The organism is Bifidobacterium asteroides (assembly GCF_003202755.1).
Taxonomy (GTDB): Bacteria; Actinomycetota; Actinomycetes; order Actinomycetales; family Bifidobacteriaceae; genus Bombiscardovia; species Bombiscardovia asteroides_F.
This window is the reverse complement of record NZ_QGLK01000001.1, coordinates 176,213-188,415: the sequence shown is the minus strand read 5'-3', so window position 1 is coordinate 188,415 and position 12,203 is coordinate 176,213. Positions and strand designations below refer to the sequence as shown.

Annotated in this window: 11 protein-coding genes; 4 read left to right on the top strand and 7 right to left on the bottom strand. The window is 56.2% G+C overall.

The annotated features are described in order from the left end of the window. Window position 1 precedes the first annotated feature (1 nt). Complete coding sequence (gene dnaK, locus DKK74_RS00690) at window positions 2-1,900, bottom strand: molecular chaperone DnaK (RefSeq protein WP_110412330.1); 1,899 nt, start codon at window positions 1,898-1,900, stop codon at window positions 2-4. 377 nt (window positions 1,901-2,277) lie between these two features. On the opposite strand from dnaK, the gene DKK74_RS00685 reads away from it, so the two are divergent. Beyond that, window positions 2,278-4,050: a glycoside hydrolase family 13 protein gene (locus DKK74_RS00685; protein ID WP_110412786.1), complete on the top strand. Its 1,773-nt coding sequence runs from the start codon at window positions 2,278-2,280 to the stop codon at window positions 4,048-4,050. Window positions 4,051-4,233: 183 nt separating this feature from the next. Here DKK74_RS00685 and DKK74_RS00680 read toward each other — a convergent pair whose 3' ends face one another. Then, window positions 4,234-4,860 (bottom strand): DUF624 domain-containing protein, encoded by a 627-nt coding sequence (locus DKK74_RS00680; protein WP_110412785.1) that lies wholly within the window; start codon window positions 4,858-4,860, stop codon window positions 4,234-4,236. Between the two features lie 322 nt (window positions 4,861-5,182). On the opposite strand from DKK74_RS00680, the gene DKK74_RS00675 reads away from it, so the two are divergent. Continuing rightward, a complete protein-coding gene (locus DKK74_RS00675) occupies window positions 5,183-6,187 on the top strand; it encodes a LacI family DNA-binding transcriptional regulator (RefSeq protein WP_110412329.1) in 1,005 nt (334 codons plus the stop codon). 245 nt (window positions 6,188-6,432) lie between these two features. On the opposite strand, the gene DKK74_RS00670 is transcribed toward DKK74_RS00675, so the two are convergent. Beyond that, on the bottom strand, window positions 6,433-7,134 hold the full coding sequence (locus tag DKK74_RS00670) for a histidine phosphatase family protein (RefSeq protein WP_110412328.1): 702 nt from the start codon (window positions 7,132-7,134) through the stop codon (window positions 6,433-6,435). Window positions 7,135-7,400: 266 nt separating this feature from the next. Here DKK74_RS00670 and DKK74_RS00665 point away from each other — a divergent pair, with 266 nt between their 5' ends. Further along, the gene (locus DKK74_RS00665) at window positions 7,401-7,766 is read left to right on the top strand and encodes a DUF4235 domain-containing protein (protein WP_110412327.1); all 366 of its coding nucleotides are present in this window, start codon (window positions 7,401-7,403) and stop codon (window positions 7,764-7,766) included. Between the two features lie 106 nt (window positions 7,767-7,872). Next, on the top strand, window positions 7,873-8,691 hold the full coding sequence (locus DKK74_RS00660) for a nitroreductase family protein (protein WP_110412784.1): 819 nt from the start codon (window positions 7,873-7,875) through the stop codon (window positions 8,689-8,691). Window positions 8,692-8,902: 211 nt separating this feature from the next. On the opposite strand, the gene DKK74_RS00655 is transcribed toward DKK74_RS00660, so the two are convergent. The 4 genes from DKK74_RS00655 to DKK74_RS00640 all read right to left on the bottom strand — a co-directional run bounded on the left by DKK74_RS00655 (window position 8,903) and on the right by DKK74_RS00640 (window position 11,965). Continuing rightward, on the bottom strand, window positions 8,903-9,154 hold the full coding sequence (locus DKK74_RS00655) for a hypothetical protein (RefSeq protein WP_110412326.1): 252 nt from the start codon (window positions 9,152-9,154) through the stop codon (window positions 8,903-8,905). A 197-nt stretch (window positions 9,155-9,351) separates the two neighbouring features. Continuing rightward, on the bottom strand, window positions 9,352-10,290 hold the full coding sequence (locus DKK74_RS00650) for an aldo/keto reductase (RefSeq protein ID WP_110412325.1): 939 nt from the start codon (window positions 10,288-10,290) through the stop codon (window positions 9,352-9,354). Window positions 10,291-10,358: 68 nt separating this feature from the next. Further along, window positions 10,359-11,111, bottom strand: coding sequence for a tyrosine-protein phosphatase (locus DKK74_RS00645; RefSeq protein WP_181414842.1), 753 nt, complete (start codon window positions 11,109-11,111; stop codon window positions 10,359-10,361). 188 nt (window positions 11,112-11,299) lie between these two features. Then, window positions 11,300-11,965: an NAD(P)H-binding protein gene (locus DKK74_RS00640; RefSeq protein ID WP_110412323.1), complete on the bottom strand. Its 666-nt coding sequence runs from the start codon at window positions 11,963-11,965 to the stop codon at window positions 11,300-11,302. Between the last annotated feature and the right edge of the window lie 238 nt (window positions 11,966-12,203).

Below are 12,203 nucleotides of genomic sequence, written 5' to 3'. Positions count from 1 at the left end.
GTCACTCGCCGTCCTTCTTCTTGTCGTCGTCGTCCACGACCTCGGCATCCACCACGTCGTCATCAGCGGACGAGGAGGAGCCCGCACCCGAGGGAGCACCGGCGGCACCTGCAGCGCCCTGAGCGCCTGCACCGTCAGCGGAGCCCTGCTGGGCGTAAAGGGCCTGGCCGATCTTCTGGGCAGAGGTCATCAGCTCGCTCTGGGCGTTCTTGATCTTGTCCATGTCCTCGCCCTTCAGAGCCTCTTTCAGAGCGTTGACCTTGTCGGTGACCTCCTTGGCCACCTCGTCGGAGATCTTGTCCTTGTTGTCGTTGACCAGCTTTTCGGTCTGGTAGGCGGCGGACTCAGCGGCATTACGGGTGTCGGCATCCTCACGACGCTGCTTGTCCTCGGCCTCGTGAGCCTCGGCCTCCTTGACCATGCGGTCGATCTCGTCCTTGGGCAGGGCGGAACCGCCGGTGATGGTCATGGACTGCTCCTTGCCGGTGCCCTTGTCTTTGGCGGAGACGTGCACGATGCCGTTGGCGTCGATGTCGAAGGTGACTTCGATCTGAGGAACACCACGCGGAGCCGGAGCGATGCCGGTCAGCTCGAAGGTCCCCAGAGGCTTGTTGTCACGTGCGAACTCACGCTCGCCCTGGTAGACCTGGATCAGCACGGAAGGCTGGTTGTCCTCGGCGGTCGAGAAGACCTCGGACCTCTTGGTGGGGATGGCGGTGTTGCGGTCGATCAGCTTGGTCATGATGCCGCCCTTGGTCTCGATGCCCAGGGAAAGCGGGGTCACGTCGATCAGCAGCACGTCCTTGCGGTCGCCCTTGATGACGCCGGACTGCACGGCAGCGCCGACAGCCACGACCTCATCGGGGTTGACGGTCTGGTTGGCTTCCTTGCCGCCGGTCAGTTCCTTGACCAGGTCCTTGACGGCGGGCATACGAGTGGAACCGCCGACCAGCACGACATGGTCGATGTCCTGAACCGAAATGCCGGCATCGTGCAGCACGTTGTTGAAAGGCGTGCGGCAGCGGCCCAGCAGGTCAGAGGTCATCTCTTCGAAGTGCGCGCGGGTCAGGGTCTCGTCCAGGTGGACTGGAGTCCCGTCGGGGGTCATGGCCAGGTACTGCATGGAAATGCTGGTGGACGAGGAGGAGCTCAGCTCCTTCTTGGCCTGCTCAGCAGCCTCCTTGAGCCGCTGCAGGGCGATCTTATCCTTGGACAGATCCACGTTGTACTTGTTCTTGACCTCGCTGACCAGCCAGTCGATGATCTTCTGATCCCAGTCGTCACCGCCCAGCTTGTTGTCGCCATTGGTGGCCTGGACCTGGATGGTGGAGAAGCCGTCGTCATCCTTGCCGATCTCCAGCAGGGAGACATCGAAGGTGCCGCCGCCCAGATCGAAGACCAGGATGCGCTCGTCCTCCTTGCCCTTCTCCAGACCGTAGGCCAGAGCTGCAGCGGTGGGCTCGTTGATGATGCGCAGGACGTTCAGACCGGCGATCTTGCCGGCATCCTTGGTGGCCTGGCGCTGAGCGTCGTTGAAGTATGCAGGGCAGGTGATGACCGCGTCAGTGACTGGTTCGCCCAGGTAGGACTCGGCATCCCTCTTGAGCTTCATAAGAATCTGGGCCGAAATCTCCTGCGGGGTCCACTTCTTGCCGTCGATTTCGACGGACCAGTCGGTGCCCATGTGGCGCTTGACCGAGCTGATGGTCCGGTCCACGTTGGTGACCGCCTGGCGCTTGGCAACCTCGCCGACCAGAATCTCGCCGGACTTGCTGAATGCCACTACCGATGGCGTGGTCCGCGCGCCCTCAGCGTTTACAATTACGGTGGGCTCGCCGCCCTCCAGGGTTGCAATGCAGGAATTGGTGGTTCCCAGATCAATGCCAACTGCACGTGCCATACTCATTTACCTCCTGATGAAATCGGGCGTAGGGCCTGACCCTGCACCTCATCGTTCACGTTCTCCGCTCGCGCTTCGTTCGTGGTCCCGATGGCCGACTCCCGTCAGCCCGGGCAAGCAGCCATCATGACCACTCCGAAACTTGAGCCTACATCACTCAACTTCTTATGGCAAATATTATTCCCGGTTCTTCGAAATTGTCGAGCACAACAATGGTCAATGCGATGAAAACGTATGCAATTATTTGTCTTCACGACCTGGACTCAATGTATGTGATTCTAGAATAGAATGGAGGGACACGGTTGACCAATGGTATTGCTATCGTTGTCATACAACTGCTGATCAATAAGACGGCCTGTTTCAAGGAGGAGATACGTATGACCGATAACAACGTGAACGACGATTGGTGGAAACAGGCGGTTGTATATCAGATATATCCACGCAGTTTCAAGGATGTCAACGGAGACGGCATTGGCGACATCCGAGGCGTTACCGAAAAAATGGAATATCTTCGAGATCTGGGCGTAGATGCCATCTGGCTGTCGCCCTTCTACCCATCGGAATTGGCCGACGGCGGTTATGATGTCATGGATTACCGGAACGTCGACCCGCGTCTGGGAAGCATGGATGATTTCGACGAAATGGCCGGAAAGGCCCACGAAATGGGTCTCAAGGTCATCGTGGACATCGTGCCCAACCACACGTCAAACAAGCACCAGTGGTTCCAGGATGCCCTGCGGTCGGCCCCTGGCTCCCCAGAGCGAGACAAATACATCTTCCGACGGGGCAGAGGCTCGAACGGCGAACTACCGCCAAATGGCTGGATGTCCTTGTTCGGAGGGCCGGCCTGGGAACAGGTTGACGATGGCGAATGGTACTTGCATATATTCGCCAAAGAGCAGCCTGATTTGAACTGGAAGAACGAGCAGGTTCACGAAGCCTTTAAGGACATATTCCGCTTCTGGTCCAATCACGGCACAGACGGCTTCCGCATCGACGTGGCCCATGGTCTGGCCAAGGATCTGGACAGCCGTCCCCTGTCCGAGCTGGACAAATGGCCCGTTCAGGAACAGTCCGCATACCACAGCAGCGAGCATCCACTATGGGACAGACCTGAAGTACATGATATTTATAAGGAATGGCGAAAGGTCTTCAACGAATTTGAACCTCATCGCTTCGCAGTCGGAGAAGCCTGGGTCGTACCTGAGCACCAGCATCTATACGCATCCGAGAACGAACTAGGACAGGTCTTCAACTTCGAGTTCGCCAAGGCTAATTGGGACTGCCAGGCCTTGTACACCGCCATTGCCGAAGGTCTGCAATCCGCCGAGGATTCCGGGTCGACCACAACATGGGTGATGAGCAACCACGATGTGGTCAGACAGGCCACCAGATACGCCCTGCCTCAGGTGGACAGCTCCTCTTATCATCAACTCGACAAGGACTGGCTTCTTCGAGATGGGCAGACGTATTTCGAGGACCGGGCCAAGGGCACGCGCAGGGCACGCGCTGGATTCGCCCTGGAAACCGCCCTGCCCGGCTCCGTGTACATCTATCAGGGTGAGGAGCTTGGCCTGTTCGAGGTTCCTAATATTCCCTGGGACCGTCTGGAGGATCCGACTGCGCATCGAACCCGCGGCAAATACACTGAAAAAGGCCGCGATGGATGCCGGGTCCCCCTGCCCTGGGTCGCCGGAGACACCCCTGCCCCCGCAAAATGGAATCCCGCCTTTGGAGAAGGGGCATCCTTCGGATTCTCCCCCTCGCACGCCAAGGATGGAGGTCCAGCAAGAGACCCTCACCTGCCACAGCCCCTTTGGTTCAAGGACTTTGCCGTAGATAAGGAGGAAAGCGACGAGACCTCGATGCTCTCCCTTTATCGGAAAGCCCTCAGTCTACGGGCCACACTGCTGACCCCCACAGGCAACGTGAAAGTCACAGCCCTGACTGCCACAGAGGGTCGGATTTCCTACACACGCGAGGCACTTGTGGATTCCAAGCCCGCGAAGCTGACCTGTCTGACCAATTTTTCACAGACACCGGCCTCCCTTCCACAGGGTCGGACCATACTCGTATCAGACAGTCTTACCGACGATGGCCTGCTTCCCCAAGACACAACCGCCTGGGTTGTTGACGCAATGGAGGAATAACTGCTGAAGGACGCTGAATCCAAGGCAAGCAACAGGGTCCTGCGGCAATATGTGGATTGCTGCAGGACCCTGTTGAAGAATCTGGCATGCGTCAGAGCATCTGTTACCCTCCGAAATACCCGCGGCTCCAGCAGCATCCCGAGAAGCAACCATGACCACTCATCACAATATTGCCAGGCCACCTCAGTGAGTGGTCTGCGACATTGAGGCATTTGCAACAAAATGCTTGAAGGCGCCATTAAGCAGGGGCGTATGCACCATAATCAGAGTCCCGTAGCCGAAAAGCAGCAGCAAAAAAAGGCCTTGGGGCATATAGAACCACGATAGGACCAGTAAAGCAAGATATAGTGCGTCAAAAAACACCATGATCAAAGTTCGCCCGAGGTTGGCCAAGGCAAATACCCATGCGTTGAACAGGGTGTGGCCAATGGTGTTTTCAAAACGCGACTGCAAGGCCCAAACCCACTCGAACCCCAACACCCACAAAATACTGAAACCAAACTTGACGATCAGCAGCGGCGTGATTTGGAGAACCACCCAAGCGTAAACCAACAGCAGGAGCAAGGGCCCGAAAACAAGCCATAGCATAGTTGCCTTGACGAAGTTTGAACGGAAAGCACGAAAATAGTTCGATGTCACATGCCCTTGCCCCTCTAGACTCCTCCTGGCGGCATCATGGCCAGCGGTCAGAGCAGCCCCGATGGATATCAGGGGAATTGACGTGACCACCATGAGGATGTTGATCCATATCGCGTCAATGAGATCTGCGAGGCCTTTCATAAAACCTGAATCAGGAGAAAGATAATTCAATGGAACCCCCAAGCCGGGAAAGGGCAGGAAACCAGCAACGACACTCGTTTCATACCGTGTTGCCGTTTTCCATGATAACCCACTGCAAACTGCCGTAGATTCTGTCATCCGCTGATGATGTCTTTCTGGCTGATCAGACAGAAGACCAGAGCGTTGACTACCCCTATGTCGTTTCCAGCGTGTTGCTGGCTCTTGCGGCTGCTGAAGCATATGCTGGGCTGACCGTATTTTAATCAAGCGCGCTATCATCAGATATCTGAGTACCGTTGCGGCATCCTATTGCAGGCGCTGGTCTTGGCTCAGCATTGACGAGGAGTTATCCATGGAACCCACAATCCAAGACGTGGCCAGACAAGCGAATGTTTCCGTGTCCACCGTTTCCCGATCGTTCACCCGACCAGAACTGGTTTCCGAGCGCACACGTTCCAGGGTCCTGTCAATTGCGCAAAAATTGAATTTTTCGATTTCGCGCTCCGCGACAGCTCTCAAGTCAGGCCAGTCCCTACGTGTGGCGGTTCTCATCAGCGGCCACTTGAACACTTGGTTCAACTCGACCATCCTGGAAGGATTCAACGAGGTCTTTTCACGCAACGGCTACGACATCTCCATCTGCCAGATCACCAGCGGCCAGGCACGAAGAGAATTCTTCGAAGCATTGCCGGTGAAGCGCAACGTCGATGCAGTCATCGTCACATCCTTCGACATTGAGGCCTCCGAGGTCTCCCGCCTTACGAGTATCAACGTGCCGATCCTCAGCCTTAACGTTACCGAGGAGAACGGCTTCATGGCTTCGGTGCGCAATGACGATTTCACTGGCGGCATGGTTTCGGCCAATCATCTGATAGCTCTTGGGCACAAAGGTATTGCATACATTCGTTCAACTCCTGTTGCTTCCCTTCGCTTCAGCGTTCAAGCCAGATTGGAGGGATTTTTGAGTGCCTGCAAGGCAGTCGGTATCAAACCAATGGTTCTGGCAGCTCCGGCAACCGAAAACCCCACCAGTGCCGTACTGGCAAAACTGGAAAGCATGAAGACCAGGCCCACCGCAATCGCCTGTCAGGAGGATGCTCTGGCAATACCGCTGATTTTCCAGCTGCAACGGTTCGGTATCGCCGTTCCCTCGGACATGTCCGTGATCGGATACGACGACAGCAGATTCGCAGAGGACATCGGGCTGACCACCATTCGGCAGAAACCCTATGATATGGCAGTTTCACTTGCCAAGAAGACCCTGCAGCTTATTGAGGGAAACACGCCGGAAAACCGGCATGAGCTTATTGCTCCCACATTGATCCTCAGATCGTCCACCGGTACGCTCAAGCGTTGAAACATCCATGCGGCGAGTCAGCGCCTGTTGACCTGATGCCCCCTCCCCCCAAGGGATAAAAGCTCACCTCAATGCAGAGTTCGTCTTAGTATTTCTGCATCCCATCGATAACAGCCCTGAGATTGGCAAAGAAGTTGATACCCTTAATGGTTTTGATGTACTTGTCCTGCATATTCTTGCTGTAAATCAAGCCGTACCTGAATACCGCAACGATCACCCATCAGCAGAATTCGCCTGGCACCGATTCAGCAATTCCACTGCTTCAAGACCCGATCACCTTTATAGAAACCAAGGACTCCGAAGTGTGCCGTATACATGCGCAGCAATCTCGCATCTATGGGATCAAGCCCAAGCCATCGCATAGCCAGGATCCGCAGCACATGTGCATGGGCTATGAGAATCACATCCTTGCCATCAAGAACTTGCGGCGCTATAGCCGCGATCGCCTTATCGACACGCTCAGCGACCTCCTGAAGGGATTCTCCAGAGGTGACATGTACCTGCACATGGTCACCGCCTGGAAGCACTTCATCCCGATCAGCCTTTGGCAGGTTCATCACGGCAGCAGGCCCGTCAGACCATACATCCCAGTCACGGCCTAGCTCCTTACTGAGGTCCTGACGAATCTGGCCCTCGGCGTGACCATAATCCCACTCCATTATTTCAGGCATAGGGAGTGGCTGATCGAAGCCAGCCTGCTGTGCAGTCTGCAAGGCGCGCTTAAGCGGACTCACATATACACAATCCTTTTCGAATCCATGTGGGAAGGATTGCCTAAGACGGACACCAGCCTGTCGAGCCTGGATCATTCCCTGTTCAGTCAGCGGTATGTTCGTCCTACCCGTGTACTGACCTGATACGCTCCAAGCTGTTTGACCATGGCGCAGCAAAACCACTGAACCCGGCTCTGAGGCATCCTTGCCCACATTCTCGTCTGCGTTAAGCATGACTTGACCTTATCACTGCAGAGGCCCAACCCTCTTTAAGGCCCTATCCCTGGCCAGGAGGGAACCAGCTCAGGGCGAATGCGCCTCCACAGAGCAGCCGCTGACCCATGAACCAACTTTGCTGATTAGTGAATTAGGCGAGGTGTCGCCACGATTGCATAAGCCCGATAGCGCCGGAGAAATCGCAGCAGCAGGATCGGGCAGTTGTCAACGTCTATCCCCAATGCGAGCGACTGATGACCCCTTGCGTGTGGGATAATGGACCTATGACGGACTCAGGACGGGAACCTGGCAGGATGGCCGACCAAGTGGTCGGCATGCTTCATCAGGTGGATGACAAGGTGAATGACATGCGCAACTCGATTGAATCGGACCCAGAATCGTTGGCAGACAAGCTGGTCAAGTTTGCGCTTCCCAGCATCGCCGCACTCCTGGCGGGCAAGCTCTTCCAGTCTTTCTGGAGCGGACTGGTCCGCAAGCGCAACGGAGGCGTTGACAACCCCGAAGAGGATCAGGAGAGCGCTACCGTCGGTCTCCTCTTCGGCGTTCTGTCGGCAGCCGTCACCGCCCTGGTCTCCGGCCTGTCCGAGCGTGGTTCCCAGGCTCTGATTGATCGCCGCCACCAGCGCTGAAAGCATAGGATGCTAACTGGCAACCAGGCAGTGCTCAATAACGCTGATTGCGTGATTTTAACGACAAGGTCTTGCATTGGCAGGCATTGACGGCAAGAATGTCAAAATGACCTTAACAAATTCACAGAAAAACCCGGCCACGAATCCGGCCGATAATCCCACCATACGGACTCTGCTTGAGCGACGCTCCATCCGTGGATTCACAGACGAACCGGTTGACGACCAGACCATCGCCCTGCTAGAGCAGGCGGCCCAGCATGCAGCGACCAGCCGGTACTTCCATGAATGGTCGGCCATCAGGGTAACGAATCATGATGAGGCACTTGCCATCGCCGACATGGCCCATCAGCGCTATGTCGCCGAAGCCCCGTTGCTCTACATCTTCCTGGCGGACCAGCGCCGCAATGCCGATCTGGTCCGACGATTCGCCGATGATCTGGATCCGGATACCACCCTGCTCAACTCCGGCTATGTCTTCCTGCAGTCACAGAACGATGCGGTCCTGGCCCTGCACGCCATGGAGACCGCAGCCAACGCGCTGGGCCTGGGAGCAGTCATTCTGGGCAGCGTCATCAATGACACAAACAGATTGATTGATTTGCTCAAGCTGCCCAAACTGGTCTATCCGGTGCTGGGTCTTGCCATCGGCCATCCAGCCCAGAATCCAGATCCCAAGCCTAGGATGCCTCGTCAGGCGCAAATTTTCACCAACACCTATCAGAGGGCCGACGACGATGCGAATATGAAGGATGCCCTGGCTGACTTCGACCAGACGGTCACCCGCTACTATCGCGACATCCGGCACATGGACGCTCCCCACCGCTCATTCAGTGCCATTATGGCTGACAAGGTTCGCAATCCCGCCTCCGGTCATGAGCCAATGCTGGATTCGATCCGCCGACAGGGCTTCGACCCAGCCTGCTAGGGCATCGAAATCCCTGCCAGCCAGTGAACCATAATGGCCACCAGACAAGTTCACCTGCGTAGTTCACCAGCCTTAGGTGAATAGACAAAATCCAATCGGCCCCAACAGCGAGATCAGTGGAATCCAATTTTGCTGCTTGGGGTCTTTGGAATCAATCAGAATCAACTTGGCAATCACCAAGAATGCATGAGCTGCAGAGGCAATGACTGCCTCACCTGCGACGAGGCTTGTACCCACGTTTGCGGCTGTGTGGTTTCGAAGCTCGTGAGACCGCCCTCATACGCTGGTAGGAGCCCGGCTCGTGGCTGGTCAGATGCCAGCTTCCGCAGTAATCACAGCGGTAGACCCACAGAAGAAGGTTGCGTTCGACCATGCTGCGGTCGGCGGCCTGCTGGGCTTTGGCCCGATCGTGATACATGATCTTGGACGTAGCAGCGCAACGTCGTGGGGTGAAATAATGCATGACAGTGTACGACTACCTCGGAACCGGTCTCATTATCCTTCTGCGCATCTTTTTGCACTAATGGCACCCAATGCCCGATAAGACAGGTCCTGCCAGATGGCGCAAACCGATGATGCAAGATCAGACTGGCAGGGCGCAATCCTTCATAGTTCGAAGCGTTAAAAACCGGACGGACGTGAGTGACCCTACGGCATGGATCAGGGCAGGTCGTGACCGGCGCTCAGGTAGAGGTCGTACCATTCCTGGGCGGTCAGATCTACATCCGCGCCAGCGGCCATCTGGGTGATGCGCTCAGGGTTCATGGATCCCAGGAGCACCTGTATGCCAGCGGGATGCCGCAGAATCCAAGCCACTGCGATTGCACTCTTGGTCACTCCATGCTGCTTGGCCAGCTTGTCCAGCTCGGCATTGAGTTCGGGATAGCGGGGATTGTCCAGAAAGACACCATCAAAGTATCCGGTCTGGAAGGGGCTCCAGGCCTGAATGGTCATGGACTTCAGCCGCGAATAGGCCAGAAGACCGCCATCATGGTCCAAGCTGGGATCATCGCCCATATTGACATGGATCTCCTGGTCGACCATGCCGGTGTGTCCCAGGCCGAACTGCAGCTGGTTGACCTCCAGCCGCTGGCTTACAGCGCTCTGCAACAGCTCCACCTGCATGGGGTTGACGTTGCTGACGCCGAAGTGCCGAACCTTCCCGCTGGACTGCAATTCATTGAAGGCCTCAGCCAGATCGTCCAAGTCGACCAAGGTGTCGGGACGATGCAGCAGCACGAAGTCGACATGGTCGGTCTGCAGGTTGACCAGCTCCTGATCCAATGCCTTCAGCAGGTGATCCTTGGAGAAGTCATAGCGAGTGATCTGGTCGCTGTCCGGGTTGCGGAAAATGCCGAACTTGGTCTGGATGCCCACGCTGTCACGGTCTACACTCAGATCCTTCAGAGCCTGTCCCAGGGCTCGGCTGCTAGCCCCGGCATGATAGCAGTCCGCTGTGTCGAAGAAGTCCACGCCCGCATTCATGGCCGTCTCCACAATGGTCCGCGCCTCCTCGCGGCTCTTCTGATCGATCCGCATGACCCCCAGGGCCACACGGGAGGTCCGGAATCCTGACCGTCCTAAATTCATGTATCGCACAATGTCCTCCTCTTGATTGACGTCTAGGCTCGAGTCTACCCGTACCAGCTACCTCCAGCCTTGTACGGTTACTCCAGCAGGTTGCTGCGCAGGGTCTCCACCTGGTCCGGCCCGAACCCCAAAGCCTGACGCGCATAGGCGAAGACATCCCCGTAGGCCTCGACCATGGTTTCTTGGGCATGCGCCAGGTATTCCTTCTTGACGCAGAGCGCAATCTGCAGGGCGTCCAGTGAATCCTGGTCGAAGCCTCTGGCACGGAATTGGTCCAGCAGTTGATTGTTGGCCGCAACCCTCTCTTGGTTGGTCTTCAGATAGTCCGCGAATATCTGGGCGTCGTCCACCTCCAGCAGCCAGAGCACCAGCGCCGCGGCGAACCCAGTCCGGTCTTTGCCGGCAAAGCAGTGGAAGAGAGTGGCCCCCTGGGTGTTGTCCACGACGATGCGTAAGAACCTCCCATACCCCTGCTGGGCTGCAGGACTCATAACCAGGTCATGGTAGACATTCAGCATGTGCCCGTTGACCTGATTCGCCAAACCCAGCGAGGCAAAATCGTCCAGGCTGGCGCTGTTGGTGCCGCTTTGCTCCAGCAGATCAATGTTGGTAAAGGTCACACCTTCAAGCCGATCGTCTGGACTCTCCTGTATCTCGAAAGGCCGACGGAAGTCCACGACCTGAGTCACCTGGTAGCGGTCGACCAGTTCCCTCTTAGTTTCTTCGTCCAGACCCACTAATTGCCCGGAGCGGATGAACTTATGAGGACGTACCAGACGGCCATGAATGGTCCCTATACCTCCCAGATCCCGAAAATTGGTAATGTTCATCGATGACCTCCCTAAGATCCGCCCTGTCTCCAAGCCATCCCCGTCTCTATGAAAATCACAGAAACCCAGCATGCCAGCGCACAATCAACGGCAACAAGCATTGCACCCAAGGTACCATTACCGTTGCTATGCAGACACGCCATGGTTGGTATCAAAAGCTGCTGTTGAGGAATTGGGTGGGTTTCGGGTCACCGCTTTGCGGTCAAGGCCTCCCTGATAGGCGTGCTGCCTCCGATGATGTTGTAGATCCTACCTTTGGTCTGTGGCAGGTCGACGCAACCGGCCAGGCATTGTGCCACATCGGGGATTGGTATGGGTCCGGGCCCGTCTGGCTCTACCTGGATGGCTCCTGTGCCGTCCTGCTCGGTCAGGCTGCCTGGCTCAATAATGGTGTAGTCCAGTCCGGAATTGATCAGATACTGATCGGCCATGTTCTTGGTCACGTAGTAATCGGCGAGGGAGTCAATGGCAGGCTTGACCTGAGGCTGTTCCCAGCGCAGCCAGTCGGCTGCATACATGGCCCCCAGCATGACGTATCTGGTGATGCCGACTGCTTTAGCGGCCTCTATGGTCTTCATGGCTCCCAAAGCGTCAATCTGGTTGATGTCTTTACCTCGCGAGCCCGCAGTGAAAACAACAGCGTCCGCATGCATCTTAAGGAATGCGTCGGTTATCTGGGAGAGCGGGTCATGCAGGTCCAGGGTCATAGTCTCCACCTGCTGGCTGGCGGGAATCTTCGAGACTCCTCGTGCGCAGGCCACCACCTCATGGTCGGCTTTGACCAGATCCTCGAGAGTCAGTGCACCCACTCTGCCGGTAGCTCCTACAAGAATGATTCTTTTACCCATACTCATCCGCTTTCTTTCACATATGTGTTTACGCGCCTGATTCGGCTATTTTTATTTTAGGTGTCCTGGGCCACAAACAACAGGCGGTAAGTATGAGACAGTTTCGGCAACAATGCTCTCGAAGATCAAATCACAGACTGCCCAAGTAAAAGGCAACCTTCTATATTCCGATTAACCGTATTCCATTGCTTGGCATGTATCTTTGTGCATTGAAGCTGGAATCCTCAAGACTGGGTCTGAGTCT